At 41.1% G+C, this 15,600-nt stretch carries 12 protein-coding genes and 1 riboswitch; of the genes, 5 read left to right on the forward strand and 7 right to left on the reverse strand.

The window, feature by feature from the left end:
* Both NST12_RS05540 and fdhF read right to left on the reverse strand, forming a co-directional pair.
* Window positions 1–492, reverse strand: coding sequence for a DUF1641 domain-containing protein (locus NST12_RS05540; RefSeq protein ID WP_048623016.1), 492 nt, complete (start codon window positions 490–492; stop codon window positions 1–3).
* On the reverse strand, window positions 476–3,457 hold the full coding sequence (gene fdhF, locus NST12_RS05545; RefSeq protein WP_048623017.1) for a formate dehydrogenase subunit alpha: 2,982 nt from the start codon (window positions 3,455–3,457) through the stop codon (window positions 476–478). Before fdhF ends, NST12_RS05540 begins: the two co-directional genes overlap by 17 nt.
* A 417-nt stretch (window positions 3,458–3,874) precedes the next feature.
* Here fdhF and NST12_RS05550 point away from each other — a divergent pair, with 417 nt between their 5' ends.
* Entirely contained in the window at window positions 3,875–4,096 is a 222-nt protein-coding gene (locus tag NST12_RS05550; protein ID WP_003355011.1) for a YozQ family protein, read from the forward strand.
* 1,149 nt (window positions 4,097–5,245) lie between these two features.
* Window positions 5,246–6,709 carry a catalase gene (locus NST12_RS05555; protein WP_270584710.1) on the forward strand — a complete coding sequence of 488 codons (1,464 nt, stop codon included), beginning with the start codon at window positions 5,246–5,248 and terminating at the stop codon, window positions 6,707–6,709.
* Window positions 6,710–7,049: 340 nt separating this feature from the next.
* Here the strand turns inward: NST12_RS05555 and NST12_RS05560 are convergent, their stop codons facing one another.
* The 4 genes from NST12_RS05560 to bacA form a co-directional block, all read right to left on the reverse strand.
* Window positions 7,050–7,784, reverse strand: coding sequence for an amino acid ABC transporter ATP-binding protein (locus NST12_RS05560; protein WP_048623019.1), 735 nt, complete (start codon window positions 7,782–7,784; stop codon window positions 7,050–7,052).
* Window positions 7,785–7,836: 52 nt separating this feature from the next.
* Window positions 7,837–8,532 (reverse strand): ABC transporter permease subunit, encoded by a 696-nt coding sequence (locus NST12_RS05565; protein ID WP_048623020.1) that lies wholly within the window; start codon window positions 8,530–8,532, stop codon window positions 7,837–7,839.
* On the reverse strand, window positions 8,519–9,331 hold the full coding sequence (locus tag NST12_RS05570; RefSeq protein ID WP_048623021.1) for an amino acid ABC transporter substrate-binding protein: 813 nt from the start codon (window positions 9,329–9,331) through the stop codon (window positions 8,519–8,521). The genes NST12_RS05565 and NST12_RS05570 overlap by 14 nt, the downstream gene beginning before the upstream one ends.
* A gap of 158 nt (window positions 9,332–9,489) precedes the next feature.
* Window positions 9,490–10,272, reverse strand: a complete 783-nt coding sequence (gene bacA / locus NST12_RS05575) for an undecaprenyl-diphosphate phosphatase (protein ID WP_048623022.1) — start codon at window positions 10,270–10,272, stop codon at window positions 9,490–9,492.
* A 298-nt stretch (window positions 10,273–10,570) separates the two neighbouring features.
* A riboswitch (SAM riboswitch) is annotated at window positions 10,571–10,681 on the forward strand.
* A 789-nt stretch (window positions 10,682–11,470) separates the two neighbouring features.
* Here bacA and NST12_RS05580 point away from each other — a divergent pair.
* Together NST12_RS05580 and metC are read left to right on the forward strand one after the other, a co-directional pair.
* The gene (locus tag NST12_RS05580) at window positions 11,471–12,577 is read left to right on the forward strand and encodes a methionine biosynthesis PLP-dependent protein (protein ID WP_048623024.1); all 1,107 of its coding nucleotides are present in this window, start codon (window positions 11,471–11,473) and stop codon (window positions 12,575–12,577) included.
* Window positions 12,578–12,582: 5 nt separating this feature from the next.
* Entirely contained in the window at window positions 12,583–13,752 is a 1,170-nt protein-coding gene (gene metC, locus NST12_RS05585; RefSeq protein WP_371836632.1) for a cystathionine beta-lyase, read from the forward strand.
* A 294-nt stretch (window positions 13,753–14,046) separates the two neighbouring features.
* Here metC and NST12_RS05590 read toward each other — a convergent pair whose 3' ends face one another.
* On the reverse strand, window positions 14,047–14,298 hold the full coding sequence (locus NST12_RS05590) for a GlsB/YeaQ/YmgE family stress response membrane protein (RefSeq protein WP_048623025.1): 252 nt from the start codon (window positions 14,296–14,298) through the stop codon (window positions 14,047–14,049).
* A 151-nt stretch (window positions 14,299–14,449) separates the two neighbouring features.
* Here NST12_RS05590 and NST12_RS05595 point away from each other — a divergent pair, with 151 nt between their 5' ends.
* Window positions 14,450–15,499 carry a M42 family metallopeptidase gene (locus NST12_RS05595; RefSeq protein WP_048623026.1) on the forward strand — a complete coding sequence of 350 codons (1,050 nt, stop codon included), beginning with the start codon at window positions 14,450–14,452 and terminating at the stop codon, window positions 15,497–15,499.
* Window positions 15,500–15,600: the final 101 nt, after the last annotated feature.

Here is a 15,600-nt window from a genome sequence, read left to right on the forward strand (position 1 = left end):
TCAGCTTTCTTTCAATTGCTTCTGACTTTCCAATCCCTTACCAACGCCATGCAAGAAATGGAGCATCATGGAAAGGGCCGAGTTGATATATGGGTCTCGCACTGCTTTCATCATGCCCCAGAGGCTTAGCGATTGTTGCTTTTTTGAAGGTTGATCCAATTGTTCAATCCCTTTTTTCATAGCGTTAAAAATAGTTTCCAATTGTTCTGATTCGAGTGTAGCCAATAATTGAAAGCCGTTTTTAATCACATGATGATATTTGGGCTGATTGATTTGTTCGATCATCACCGCGCCCACTTTTTCACGTGACTTTAAGAGGCCGTATAGAATGTCCAATACACCCGATTTTTGCATCTCTTGAAGTATATCCAGTGTTTTTAGAACAGCTTCTCGACTGTTCGCTAATTTTTCCCCCATTTCTGCTAAAGCTTCTGATGTTTCTTCAAGGGGATCGGGATGTTGTTTTTCAATTGCACTAATGGGCTTGGCCATCGATGATTCCCTCCCTATTGATTTCCTCCGGTATCGGCGTAAAGTCAGAACGTTTCCATTTTCGTTCTACTTCTGCTCCTATATGCGGCTGTGGATTTCCAAACCTGTAATTTACTTTTGGCAACGGGCTTTCTCCTTTTGGTTCAAGAACTTCCATTTTCACTTGCATTTCTTTGTAGTTAGGGGTATGAGTCACCCGATCATGATAACTGCTTGTTAGTTTATTAACGGCATTATATTCTTTGTTCCCGTTCATCGGAAAATACAATTCGTGTCCTTTGACTCGATCGGTGACCAAAACTCGGACTTTTGTTTCTCCATATGGTGACGTCAGACGGACAAGCGCTCCGGTTTCGATATTTCGTTCTTTCGCTAGCTCCGGAGAAATTTCCAGCCACGTATCCGGCACTTTATGAGTAATGCCTTTTGAGCGATAAGTCATATTTCCTTCATGGAAATGTTCTAACAAACGGCCATTGTTCAAATGGAGATCATAGCCATCGCCTGCTTCAAAAGGTGGTGTCCAATCAACCGGAAACAATCTTGCTTTTCCGTCGGGAAATCCAAATCGGTCTTTAAATAAGAGCGGCGAATCTGTTCCATCTCGATCAACAGGCCATAAGAGACTTTCCCATCCTTCCAGTCGATCGTAACGGACACCGGCAAAAACAGGAGCCAACTTAGCCGCTTCATCCATAATTTCAGACGGGTGGGTATAGCGCCAATCGGCACCTAGACGATTAGCGAGATCGCGGAAAATTTCCCAATCCGGTTTGCAATCGCCAAGTGGTTCCATCACTCGGTAAAAGCGCTGGATTCTTCGTTCTGTATTCGTGAACGTTCCTTCTTTTTCCAGACTAGGCGCAGCCGGAAGCACCACATCCGCATATTGGGCCGTTTTGGAAAAGAAAATGTCTTGAACGACGAAAAACTCCAATTTTTCAAATCCAGCGTTCACGTGATTAATATTGGAATCCACTAAAGCCATTTCTTCACCGAACAAATACATTCCTTTCACTTTTCCATCATGAATGGCTTCTACTATTTGATGGTTGTTCAGTCCTGGTTTTTCCGGCAGTTTCACGCCCCATGCTTTTTCATATCGTGTGCGTACTTCGTCGTTTTCAACAGGCTCGTATCCCGGAAACCATGCAGGCATTGTTCCAAAGTCGCTTGCTCCTTGAACATTGTTGTGTCCGCGAAGTGGGTAGGCACCTGCTCCATGTTTTCCAAAATTTCCTGTCACTAGAAGCAAATTGGCGATCGCAGTGCTTGTATCGGTTCCGCCCAAATGTTGCGTAACTCCCATCGCCCAAAGAATACAGGTGCCTTTTGCTTCGTGGATCATAGTGGCTATCTTGACAAGAGTGTCTTTGGATAAACCGGTTTTTTCTTCTGCATAATCCAATGTGAATTTTTCCAGCGAGCGAATATATTCCTCGACATTATTCACTCGGTTTTGTATAAATGTTTTATCTTCCCAGCCTTGATCCAGAATGTATTTTGTTACGGCAGACAACCAGACGAGATCGGTTCCGGGCTTCGGATGAATAAAGAGATCAGCTCGTTCGGCCAGTTCATTTACTCTCAGGTCTGCTACTATTAATTTTTGTCCATGCAGTTTGTGGGCTCGTTTGATTCTTGTTGCTAAAACAGGATGGGATTCCGCAGGGTTGGCTCCAATCACGATGACTAAATCGGCACTAGCAATATCTTGAATAGTGCCGGAATCGCCGCCGATTCCAACCGTTCTCATCAAACCGGTGGAAGCAGGGGTTTGACAATAACGAGAGCAGTTGTCGACATTATTCGTACCGAAAACAGCTCGCGCCAGTTTTTGAAATAAATAATTTTCCTCGTTGCTGCATTTAGAGGACGAAATAAATCCAAGAGAGTCGGGACCGTATTTTTCTTTTATAGATTGGAATTTTTCTGCGATTAAATTCAGTGCTTCATCCCACGTTGCTTCGACAAAATGATCGCCTTTTCGGATAAGCGGTTTAGTCAGTCGTTCTTCGCTGTTCACAAAGTCCCAGCCGAATTTTCCTTTGACACAGGTGGAAATCCCGTTCACCGGCGCTTCTGGCTCAGGCTGAACCTTTAATATTTTTCGGCCTTTTGTCCATATTTCAAAGCTGCAGCCGACGCCGCAATAAGTGCATACCGTTTTGGTTCTTTTGATCCGAGCTTCTCTCATGCTTGATTCCATATTGGAAATAGCGAAAATCTCTTGATAACCTGGTTCCACTTCTTTCGTAAAATCAATCATCGGTTCTAAAATATTTTTCGGAATACCTGTTAAGTAGCCGGCTTCGCCCAACATGGACTTTTCCATTAAAGCATTGCAAGGACAGACAGTTACGCAGTGTCCGCACGAAACACAGGATGATTGATCGATTGGAACATCATTGTCCCAAATGACACGAGGTCGTTCTCTGTCCCAAGCAATGCTGAGAACTTCACTTACCTGTAGGTCTTGGCATGCTTCGACGCATAGACCGCAAAGAATGCACTGATCCGGCTCATAGCGATAAAAAGGGTGGGAATGATCGGGTGGATAAGGCTTTGGCGTAAATTCATACTTTTGATGTTCGATTTGCAAGTATTCGGCGGTATTATGGACTTCACAGTTGCCATTATTGTTGTCGCAGACTGTGCAATAGAGTTCGTGGTTGGCCAATATCCGTGACATTCCTTCCAATTGTGCTGCCTTCGCCTTGTCTGATAAAGAGTTTACCCGCATGCCAGGCTTGGCTTTCGTTGCACAAGCCCGCTGCAGTTCCCCGTCTATTTCAACATAACAAGTGTCACAAGTTTGCAGCACACCAACGCCGAGATCCGGCTGATACGAGCAAATTCCGGGGATATATTGGTTATGATCCCGCGCCGCTTCAAAAACCGACTGATCTTCTCTTGCTTCGATTTCAACGCCATTTACAAAAATGGTAAAGGTCTTATTTTCCATCTGCATATCACCTGTTTATTTAAAAGTTACCATCCGATAAAAAGTATGGGCAAATGAAGTGGTGAATATACATGAGAAACTGCAAAGGAAATTTACTGTAGATGTATCTTTGTTTGAAGTTTTTGCGGATTTGACTTTTTCATTTTTAGAGAACATGAATGAAAGGGTTTTCCCACAATTTTTAAATGGAGTAGAACGATTTTTATTGTCTATCGCTTTTCAAAAGGTCAAAACGTATCTTTTTATAATGAACGGTTGAGGAACATTGTTGCGGGAAGATACATGAACAGGAGAGTAAACGTAGCGATGGCTATAGTCCAATTTTTTCAATGGCGATAAAGGCCAAAATGAGAAAAGCGAATAAAGAGTTCTTATAAGTGAAAAATAGGGATAAACGATTTGGAAAGGGGAAGACAAATGGCAGCCCAAAAACGACAAAATAGTGAAAATTCAGCAGGAAGATATTTTCATCCCGAAGATAATCAAGATTCATCAGAAGTGGCTTCTGGTTTGGCCAAAACGCATGAACAAGTCAACGATACGGTGACGGAAGGAACCATTGACGAGAAAATAGAACAATTGGATGGTGAAGATCGTTCTCTTTCCAGTAGAGGTTATGAAGAGGGGTCAAAGGAATAAGGCTTCAAGTTATGTATGTGTGTTATAGTGATCAGTTCTGGGATGGGTCTAAAAATAGTTTCTTCTTACACTTTTTTTAAAAAGGTCGTCTGAAACAAGGGGTGAATGTCCTTTGTGTGCTTGTCGGAGAAAAAGGGAAGGAAAAGTGTAAAAAAAATATCATGCTTGTAGGCATTAAGATCTTAACCTGCAACAGAAATACATGCTGGTAAATCGAGTAGGAGGGAGCGATTAACTCCCGTCCTCTCACACCACCGTACGTACGGTTCCGTATACGGCGGTTCAATTAAGATAATTGACGCAAGTCTTTATAACTTCCGTGAATAGCTGTTCTCTTTATGCCAGTGGTCACTCCACCCTCCAAGAGGTCTCCCACGGGATTCACCGCTTCCTCCCTCAAGTGAGGTACTACGTTTTCTGTGTTCATCATGACTCACTGAATACCAAGGGCTATTCTCTCTTAATTGTTCGGTCCTTCTTAGTTGTTCTAGACCAACTAATACTATGACCTCTGCTGACTTCTGACGGTTCAGCTACTTATCACTAAGTAGGTTATGAAGAGTACTTCACATATCCGCCAGACCTCCCCGGGTAAGTACATGCACTTTCACACCATCTATCCGCCTCATTTACTCGATATGACCTTCGACAGAAAGAGCTTTGTTTTGTTATGCAAACTCACTCAATCATACCTAGCCTTATATGAGGTTCGTGTTCCTCGGACCGGTGTTTTGCCTCCAGCTTCCTTCAGATTCCGCGTCACCACGGACACCCTTGCTCTTGGCTAACCTCTACTTCTGTCTTCGGGGTTCGGGACTTACACCCTATAGTTCATGTACATGCCGGGCGCACATAAAAAAGGGATATTCCGATGCGAATATCCCTTTTCATTTTATATATATATAAATGTTAGCTGCTCTTTTACATAGACATACGTTGTATTAAAAATTGTTTTTTGAGCGGGGAATCATGAGTTGTAGACATAACAAATCGAAAGGAAAGTCTAGGTTTATCGAAAACTCGAAAAAAAATAATTTAAAATTATTATAATTTGGAGTTGACTTTCATTCTCAATTATATAAAATAAAAAGTGTATTAGATAATAATAATTTTAAAATAAAAATAATGATTGATAAAGGAGCGGAGAGAATGAAGAAAAAGTTAACCACGAACCAGGGAGCGCCAGTAGGAGATAATCAAAATTCTCGCACAGCTGGGGTGAATGGGCCAACCTTGCTGGAAGATTATCAATTAATTGAAAAACTGGCTCATTTTGATAGAGAACGTGTTCCTGAACGGGTTGTTCATGCTCGGGGAGCAGGGGCTCATGGAGTGTTTGTGACCAAAAACAGCATGAGCAAATATACGACAGCAAAATTTCTTCAAGAACCGGGAACGGAAACTCCTGTTTTTGCAAGGTTTTCCACGGTGATTAATGGAAATCATTCTCCGGAAACATTGCGAGATCCACGAGGTTTTGCGGTGAAATTTTATACAGAAGAAGGAAATTATGATTTTGTTGGAAATAATCTTCCCGTTTTCTTCATTAGAGACGCCATTAAATTTCCGGATATGATCCATGCTTTTAAACCGGATCCAAGAACAAACTTGCAATCAAAAGACCGTTTTTGGGACTTCTGCTCGCTTTCTCCAGAATCCACCAATATGCTTCTTCATGTTTTTACGGATGAAGGGATTCCGGCGACATATCGTCATATGAGAGGTTCAAGCGTTCATGCTTTTAAATGGATCAACGCTGAAGGGAAAACAGTGTATGTAAAATTGCGCTGGGTGCCGAAACAAGGAATCAAAAATTTAAGTATTGAAGAAGCAGCGAAAATTCAAGCTCATGAACATAGCCATGCAACGAAAGATTTATATGAAGCGATTGAAAACGGCGATTTTCCTCAATGGGATTTATATGTTCAAGTACTTGATCCGAAAGATTTTGATCGATTTGATTTTAATCCGCTCGATGCGACGAAAGATTGGTTCGAGGAAGATATTCCGTACGAATTTGTCGGGACGATGACTTTAAATCGCAATCCAAAAAATTATTTTGCGGAAACTGAATCAGTAGGGTTTAATCCGGGCGTGTTAGTTCCAGGAATGTTGCCATCTGAAGACAGATTGCTTCAAGGGCGTCTATTCTCCTACTCGGATACTCAACGGCATCGGATCGGACCGAATTATTTGCAACTTCCGATTAATTCCCCGCGTGTAGAAGTTCATAATTATCAACGTGATGGCTATATGCCGTTTAAACAGCAAGAAAGCCCGATCAATTATGAACCGAACAGCTATGAAAATGAGCCGAAAGAAGACCGGTCTTATGTTGAGGAACCGCAGCCGATAAATGGAGTTGCTGCTAAACAAGCTTTCTATAAACCAAACAATTTTGGTCAAGCCGGACAAGTGTGGAGAAAATATTCAAAAGAAGTACAAGATACAGTGATTAAAAACTTAACGGATGATTTAAGCCAAGTAAAAGATCAAAAGATTACGATTCGTTCGATTATGAATTTTTATCAAGCAGATCAAGGGCTGGGACAACGATTGGCAGACAGTTTAAAAATCGACATCACACCTTATGTGAAGGAACTGGCCAAATAAAAAGACCATCCGTTAGAATCGCCTTCTGGTTGAATTCCGGAGGCGGTTTTTTATGGATAAAAGGGGATACCTATTTTTGAAGAATGCACTAAATCCCGCATAATAGACTGTAAAATCCCGGTTTTGGAAGGATGACTGATGGACTGTTTAAGCAAGAAAAGAAAAAGAAGAAATAAATGATTACGTGATTTTAATTGGTGGGAAAAACAATGGAGTACTTGTTTTGGCGTTAGAAATGAGAGAATCTTAGACAGAACGGTTGTTGGAAACGTAAAATAAAAAAATCCTTCCCATCATGATTTAAAAGATAGGAAGGATCTATCAAAGTGGATGAAAGGGGTTATGTTAATAATTGCAGAAATTGCTTCGTCCGTTGTTCTTTAGGACGTGTAAAGATTTCTTCAGGTGTACCTCTTTCCACAATCACACCTTGGTCCATAAAGACGACTTCATCTGCCACTTCTTTTGCGAATCGCATTTCATGGGTGACAACGACCATCGTCATTCCTTCATTGGCGAGTTCTTTCATAACATTTAACACTTCACCGACGAGTTCGGGATCTAAAGCGGAAGTTGGTTCATCAAACAGCATTAATTCCGGTTCCATGGCTAAGGCGCGTGCAATTCCAACCCGTTGTTGCTGCCCTCCGGACAGTTGGAACGGATATTCATCTTTTTTATCAAGCAAGCCCACTTTCTGCAAGAGTTTTTCTGCTTTTTGAATGGCTTCATTTTTCGGCAGTTTCTTTACGATAATGGGTCCTTCCGTTACGTTTTCCAAAACCGTCTTATGCGGAAAAAGATTATACTGTTGAAAGACCATCCCGGATTCTTTGCGTAAAGCGGCAATTTCTTTTTTTGAAACAGGTTGTGAAAAATCTATTTTTACATCTCCGATTTGAATCGTCCCGCTTGTTGGAATTTCAAGGGCATTCAGGCAGCGCAGAAAAGTGGTTTTTCCGGAGCCGGATGGACCGATAATCACTATGACTTTTCCTTTTTCGATGCTCATGTTGATCCCTTTTAAAACTTCAAGTTGATCAAATTGTTTTCGTAGATCATGAATTTTAATCATGCCGATGCTCAATACTCCTTTATAAAAGGCTTGTTATTGTACAAAAGCTTTTTTAATGGCTTACATACTTGTCGAAACGACCTTCCAATTTCTGTTGAATGATGGAGAGAATGAAACAAATAATCCAATAGATTAAAGCCGCTTCTGAATAGAGAAGTAAAAATTCATATGTGGTTGCGGCAATTTCTTGGGCTTTTCTAAACATTTCTGTAACCAAAATCAGTGATGCAAGAGAAGTATCTTTCACCAAACTAATAAAAGTGTTGGATAAAGGCGGGATCGATACTCTCACCGCTTGTGGCAAAATGATTCGTCTTAATATTTGCGAATAGTTCATATTAATAGAGTATCCCGCTTCCCATTGACCTTTTGGAATCGATAAAATCGCTGCACGTATGATTTCTGACGCATAAGCTCCTACATTAAGAGAAAAACCGATCACGGCAGCCGGGAATGGATTGATGGTGATATGAATGGATGGCAGACCATAGAAAATAATATATAATTGCACAAGCAACGGAGTACCACGGATAATCGATACGTAAAAACGCGCTATCCACTGAAGCGGTTTAATGCTTGAAATTCTTGCGAGTGCTGTTAAAAGAGCAAGAATCAAGCCAATAGAAAACGTAATCAGAGTTAATGGCAATGTATAATACAAAGCCCCCTTCAACATAGGGAGAAGGGAACTTTGTGCAATTTGCATATAATGATTAGGATCTTGTAATTGGATACTATTTAGATACATCTGCACCAAACCATTTCTTAGAGATTTTGGCTAGAGTGCCGTCTTTTCTCATGTCATCCAATGCTTGGTTTACTTTATCTACTAATTGACCTGAACCTTTACGGAACATGAAAGCACTTTTAGAAGCATCATCGCTTTTAGCTACCACTTTAATCGGAGCATTTGGTTTTTGTTTTTTATAATCAAGATAAGACAATGAATCGTTAATCGTAGCATCTACCCGATTGGATGTTAATAATTGAATCGCTTGTTCAAATCCGTCTACGCCCACGATGTTTGCGCCGTTCTTCTTCGCAAGATCTGCGAAGTTGCTTGTGAGTGATTGTGCGGATTTTTTCCCTTTCAGATCTGCGAATGAATGAATATTTTTGTTGTTTTTATTCACAATTACTACCGCTTTAGAGACGGTGTACGGTTTGGAGAAATCGTATTTCTTTTCGCGGTCAGGGCGAATTCCTACTTCGTTTGCAATCATATCAAAACGTTTAGAGTTTAAACCTGCAAACATGGAATCCCATTGCGTTTCTTTATATTCTGTTTTGACTCCAAGGCGTTTTGCCACTTCGTTCGCTACATCGATATCATATCCTGTTAGTTTTCCGCTTTTATCACGGAAAGTAAACGGAGCATATGTACCTTCTGTACCGATGACGAGAACGCCTTTATCTTTGACTTGACGATAAAGATCGGAGTCGTTGGATTGAGAAGTCTTATTCTTGTCTGTTGATTGACCGTTGCCGCATGCTGCTAAAACGAGCATAAGCGTAGCAACAGCAAACCACTTAAAGTATTTTTTCATGCTGTAAACCTCCAATGTGTATAGAGTTACTTTGATATGGATAAAAATAGGTACTTAGACCTTTCTATCACCCAGCAGTATGTATTTTAACCCAAAGACCACAAATAATCCAACAATAAATTTTTAAAGCATTAAAGGGGCCAGGCCCCTTTAATGCTTTAAATAAAGTATGCGATGACGATGATTCCGATGATGATTCGATAGATTGCGAACGGAATGAGTTTGACTTTGGATAAAATTTTCAAAAAGAAGACAATGGCTAGCATGGCAACAATAAAGGCGGTAATGAAGCCTGCAGCAAAGTAGTTCAAATCATGAATCGATAAGTATTGATAGCTCTTTAACAAGTCAAGTCCGCTGGCAGCGACCATCATGGGGACAGCTAGCAAAAAGGAATATTCAGCAGCGGTTTTATGGTTAGCCCCGGCAAGGAGTCCTCCTGAGATGGTCGATCCTGCTCTTGAAAAACCAGGCCATAGGGACAGGCATTGATACAAACCGATAATGAAAGCCTGTTTATACGATAAGTGATCCAAATCTTGGGTAGATTCGGTTTTGCTCTTTTTTTCCGCATAGATCATTAAAAAAGCTCCCAAAAATAAACCGATACCGACGGTGAAGGGAGAGAAAAGTACGTTTTTAATGACATCATGAAAGAGAAAACCTAATACAGAGGCTGGAATCATCCCGATAATAATATGTAGAAGGTTTAAACCAGATCGCTTTTTGAAGTTAAACAGGGAAAGGAACCGTTTGAAATAAAGAACGACCACGGCAAGTATCGAACCCAATTGGATAACAATTTCAAAAGTTTTTGCTTTGTCGCCTGTAAATGAAAGAAAATGACCCACAAGAATTAAATGTCCTGTGGAAGAAATCGGAAGAAATTCGGTCAGCCCTTCCACGCATCCTAGCACAATCGCTTTGATGACTTCTAGCACAATCCCACATCCTTTTCACAAAATATGCTTAATTATACCATATGGGAGAAAAACAGGACATGAGAAATATAGACTCATAAATGACAAGATTCGATGAAGTATTTTGCTGAAAATGGGAAAATATTCACAAGTGAACGGCGTTTTGATCGAACCGTTTTGGCAGATGTGAAACAAAAGAGGAAATGGATGAAAGGCTGTCATCTTTTCAACCTTTCCATAACGATGATAAAAAATCATTGCTTTTTTTTACCTGATCGGTTACATTTAATTAAAAGATGGAAAAATTCAAATAATTTCGTTCTTATCGAGAGAGGTGGAGGGACTGGCCCTGTGAAACCTCAGCAACCTGCTGCAATCCACGATTGCTGTCAAGGTGCTAAATCCAGCGGATTTATCCGGAAGATAAGAAGAGGACTGTCATAAAAAAGCCTTCTTCTTAGAAGGCTTTTTTATGTGCGCCCGGCATGTACATGAACTATAGGGTGTAAGTCCCGAACCCCGAAGACAGAAGTAGAGGTTAGCCAAGAGCAAGGGTGTCCGTGGTGACGCGGAATCTGAAGGAAGCTGGAGGCAAAACACCGGTCCGAGGAACACGAACCTCATATAAGGCTAGGTATGATTGAGTGAGTTTGCATAACAAAACAAAGCTCTTTCTGTCGAAGGTCATATCGAGTAAATGAGGCGGATAGATGGTGTGAAAGTGCATGTACTTACCCGGGGAGGTCTGGCGGATATGTGAAGTACTCTTCATAACCTACTTAGTGATAAGTAGCTGAACCGTCAGAAGTCAGCAGAGGTCATAGTATTAGTTGGTCTAGAACAACTAAGAAGGACCGAACAATTAAGAGAGAATAGCCCTTGGTATTCAGTGAGTCATGATGAACACAGAAAACGTAGTACCTCACTTGAGGGAGGAAGCGGTGAATCCCGTGGGAGACCTCTTGGAGGGTGGAGTGACCACTGGCATAAAGAGAACAGCTATTCACGGAAGTTATAAAGACTTGCGTCAATTATCTTAATTGAACCGCCGTATACGGAACCGTACGTACGGTGGTGTGAGAGGACGGGAGTTAATCGCTCCCTCCTACTCGATTTGAAACTATTCATGAACAGTGTTAGGAAATCGACTTGATTTGTAAAAATTTCTTTTTTCCATCATGTCGTCCTATCAAAACCATTTCAAGAGGAGATGCATGCAATGGAACGTTATCATTTGCAAACCAAACTGGCCCAAATAGGCAACCGGAGCGAGGAATCCACCGGCGCGATCAATCCTCCCATTTATTTATCGAGCGCTTACCGACATAAAGAGATAGGTCAATCGACTGGATATGATTATATAAGAACAGGAAATCCGACGCGAAAAATCGTTGAAAAAGCCATTGCCGACTTGGAAGGAGGCGATGCGGGTTTTGCATTCAGTTCAGGAATGGCAGCGATTCAAACGGTTTTGAGTTTGTTTCAATCAGGCGATGAACTGATCGTTTCCAAAGATTTATACGGCGGCACTTATCGATTGTTTGAAAGAAATTGGAAAAAATTCGGTTTAACCTTTATTTATGACGATTTTCAAGATATCTCCAAAGTAAGAGAAAAAATCACGGATCGAACGGCAGCGATTTTTCTTGAAACGCCGACCAATCCGCTTATGCAAGAAGCAGACATAGAGCAAACAGCAAAATTAGCAAAAGAATACGGGCTTTTATTGATTGTGGATAATACGTTTTATACCCCCGTTTTGCAGCAGCCGCTTCTTCAAGGGGCCGATATTGTCGTCCATAGTGCTACGAAATATCTTGGCGGACATAATGACGTCCTTGCAGGCCTTGTCGCCACAAAAGGAGAAGAATTATCTCAAAAAATCGGCGAATATCAAAATGCGATCGGAGCGGTCTTATCTCCATTTGATTCATGGCTATTGATTCGAGGGATGAAAACGCTCGGATTAAGAATGAAGCAGCATGAAGAAAATGCCCGGAGAATCAGTGAATTTTTGCGATGTTGTAGCGAGGTGACCGATGTTTTATATCCTGGAAGAGGAGGAATGCTATCTTTCCGATTGCAAAAAGAGGAATGGGTCAACCCTTTTTTACAAAGCTTGCAGTTAATTTCTTTTGCTGAGAGTTTAGGAGGAGTCGAAAGCTTTATTACGTATCCGGCTACGCAAACACATATGGATATTCCGGAAGAAATTCGCATTAAAAACGGGATTGACAATCGGCTTTTGCGTTTTTCCATCGGCATTGAAAATGTGGAAGATTTGTTAGCCGACTTAAAACAAGCGTTTCAAAATATGAAAGGGTGATCCGCATGAGTAATAAAAAATTGATCGATCGAAAATTTTCCATTCAAACAGAGTTGCTCCATAATTCGCATAAATTCGATCCGGTTACAGGGGCAGTAAGTGTTCCCATTCAATTAGCTTCCACTTTTCACCAAACTAGTTTTGATGAATTTGGAAAATACGATTACAGTCGTTCAGGAAATCCAACACGCGAGGCTCTTGAGTCAGTGATTGCCCAGCTTGAGGGCGGTTCGAGAGGTTTTGCTTTTTCATCGGGAATGGCGGCGATTTCAACAGCTTTTTTGTTATTGTCCCAAGGCGACCACGTATTGGTGACAGAGGATGTCTATGGCGGAACCTATCGCATGGTTACAACTGTATTAAACAGATTCGGCATTGAACATACGTTTGTAGATATGACGGACTTGGATGCCGTCGCGAGAAATATAAAAGAGAATACGAAGGTCATTTATGTAGAAACACCTTCCAATCCATTATTAAAAATTACGGATTTAAAAGAAATTGTAAAATTGGCAAAAGCGAATCGATGTCTTACTTTCGTTGATAATACGTTTATGACGCCTGCCTTGCAGCGACCTTTAGACTTTGGGGTTGATATTGTTCTTCATAGTGCGACAAAATTTTTAGCCGGTCATAGTGATGTGTTAGCCGGGCTGGCTGTTGTAAAAGAGAAAGAATTGGCGGACAGACTGTATGCCTTGCAAAATGCATTTGGCGCTGTATTAGGGGCGCACGATTCTTGGTTAGTCATGAGAGGATTAAAAACTTTGCATGTGAGGTTGACGCAATCTTCCCATTCGGCTTTGAAAATTGCTGAGTTTTTGGCTCAACATCCAAAAGTCGAACATGTTTACTATCCGGGATTGAAATTCCATGAAGGACATTTGATCCATGAAAGCCAATCTGAAGGTGCGGGAGCCGTTTTGTCCTTTGCGTTGAAAGACGAAGAAGCGGTTCGAACTTTTGTGCAACACGCAGAAATCCCCGTGTTTGCAGTGAGTCTGGGAGCGGTGGAATCTATTTTGTCATATCCAGCTAAAATGTCTCACGCGGCAATGCCCAAAGAAGAACGAGAAAAAAGAGGAATTACAGACGGGCTGTTACGTTTATCCGTTGGCCTTGAAAACCCGGACGATTTGATTCGGGATTTGGACCATGCTTTGAAATACGTATAATGCTTTCATCGAGAAAAAAGGGCCTTTACGTCTGGAATAACAAGAGTCATCGGTTTTGTTCATATAGTTTTGAAAGCTGGCCTATAAACAGTGAATAGGAAAACAAGCCTCTCTAACTCACCAAGGATGGAGATAGTTAGAGAGGCCTTGATCATAAATGAAATGGCTTTTTGACTGGGTATATATGTAAAGGGCAGAAAAATTCCTTTTTAGAATGAAAAAAGGAAATTGAACTGCCCGCAAAGTGTTCATATAAACAAAGTGGAGGTATAGGTTTGCGATTAGAAGTACTGATTAAGTTCTGGCTGCTCTTAAAATCAAGCCAACAATAAAAACAAGAATAATGGATCCTATTAAGGCTGGAATGATCGCGATACCGCTAATATCAGGGCCCCAATCTCCCAGTATCAAACCGCCAAGCCAAGCCCCAATAATCCCAGCGATAATATTTCCAATGATTCCCCCGGGAATGTCTTTCCCTAAGATAAGACCGGCTAACCAGCCGATAATTCCTCCAACAATTAAATATAGAATAAACGATAACATCTTCATCATCCTCCTTTATTTGAAGTATTCCCCAACCACGGTGATTTTAAATACTGGAATAAAGTTGCATGTTTGACAACTTGTTATCGCTTTTCCAGGTTTATTAAAATACATATTGTATAATCGATATCGATGGAAAGGAGTATGTGGGATGGAAGATGTCAATGAAACGATGAAATTGATTCAAGAGCTTGTATCGATTCCCAGTCCGACAGGATATACAGAAAACATTATTCGTTATGTGGAGTCTTTGTTGAAAGATACAACGTTCGAAACCAAGAAAACCCGAAAAGGCGGTTTATTGGTGACGGTGCCGGGAAAAGATTCATCCAAACACCGGTTTGTAACTGCCCATGTTGATACGTTAGGAGCGATGGTTAAAGAAATCAAAAAAGACGGACGGCTGAAATTAACGATGATCGGCGGATTTCGCTGGAATTCCGTTGAAGGCGAATATTGCTGTATTCATACCGATTCCGGCAGCGTGTATACTGGAACGATACTGATGCACCAACAGTCTGTTCATGTTTATAAAGAAGCGGGAGAGGCAAAAAGAAATGATGAAAATATCGAGGTGCGCATCGATGAAGAGGTAAAATCTGCAAACGATGTTCAATCGCTGGGAATTCAAGTTGGTGATTTTGTTTCATTTGACCCGAGGGTTGAAATGACAGCGTCGGGTTTTATAAAATCGCGCCATCTTGATGATAAAGCAGGTGCGGCGATTTTAATTCAAACTTTGAGGAGGATTCAAAAAGAAGAACGTATATTGCCATATACGACTCATTTTTTGTTTTCTAATAATGAAGAAATCGGTTATGGTGGAAATTCCAATATTCCGGAAGAGACAGTGGAATATTTGGCGGTCGATATGGGGGCAATCGGGGACGGACAGTCTTCAGATGAGTATTCTGTGTCAATCTGTGCGAAAGATTCTAGCGGACCTTATCATTACGGACTAAGAAAGCATTTAGTTCAGCTGGCAAAAGAACATCAAATTCAATATAAAATCGATATTTATCCTTTCTACGGCTCGGATGCTTCAGCGGCTATGAGAGCGGGACGCGATCTCGTCCACGGTCTGATCGGCCCGGGAATCGATTCTTCCCACGCATTCGAACGAACTCATCAAAAGGCAATCGAAAATACGGAAAAGTTGCTGTATGTCTATTTATACTCGCCAATGGCTGAAGAAGTGTGACCTAAAAAAGTAATGACTGCCTTTATCGACAGCGTGTCCTGCTCAAAATTAAAAACGATGCTTATTTATATGAAGATAGTGCAGCATCCAAAGTTATTGAA

This window comes from Bacillus sp. FSL W8-1127 (assembly GCF_038006725.1).
GTDB lineage: Bacteria > Bacillota > Bacilli > Bacillales > DSM-4216 > Bacillus_O > Bacillus_O smithii.

Coding starts and splice junctions, on each gene's coding strand:
- NST12_RS05540 (WP_048623016.1), bottom strand. CDS start 492: ATGGCCAAGCCCATTAGTGCAATTGAAAAACAACATCCCGATCCCCTT.
- NST12_RS05570 (WP_048623021.1), bottom strand. CDS start 9,331: ATGAAAAAATACTTTAAGTGGTTTGCTGTTGCTACGCTTATGCTCGTT.
- NST12_RS05555 (WP_270584710.1), top strand. CDS start 5,246: ATGAAGAAAAAGTTAACCACGAACCAGGGAGCGCCAGTAGGAGATAAT.
- metC (WP_371836632.1), top strand. CDS start 12,583: ATGAGTAATAAAAAATTGATCGATCGAAAATTTTCCATTCAAACAGAG.
- NST12_RS05565 (WP_048623020.1), bottom strand. CDS start 8,532: ATGTATCTAAATAGTATCCAATTACAAGATCCTAATCATTATATGCAA.
- NST12_RS05580 (WP_048623024.1), top strand. CDS start 11,471: ATGGAACGTTATCATTTGCAAACCAAACTGGCCCAAATAGGCAACCGG.
- NST12_RS05590 (WP_048623025.1), bottom strand. CDS start 14,298: ATGTTATCGTTTATTCTATATTTAATTGTTGGAGGAATTATCGGCTGG.
- fdhF (WP_048623017.1), bottom strand. CDS start 3,457: ATGGAAAATAAGACCTTTACCATTTTTGTAAATGGCGTTGAAATCGAA.
- NST12_RS05550 (WP_003355011.1), top strand. CDS start 3,875: ATGGCAGCCCAAAAACGACAAAATAGTGAAAATTCAGCAGGAAGATAT.
- NST12_RS05595 (WP_048623026.1), top strand. CDS start 14,450: ATGGAAGATGTCAATGAAACGATGAAATTGATTCAAGAGCTTGTATCG.
- NST12_RS05560 (WP_048623019.1), bottom strand. CDS start 7,784: ATGATTAAAATTCATGATCTACGAAAACAATTTGATCAACTTGAAGTT.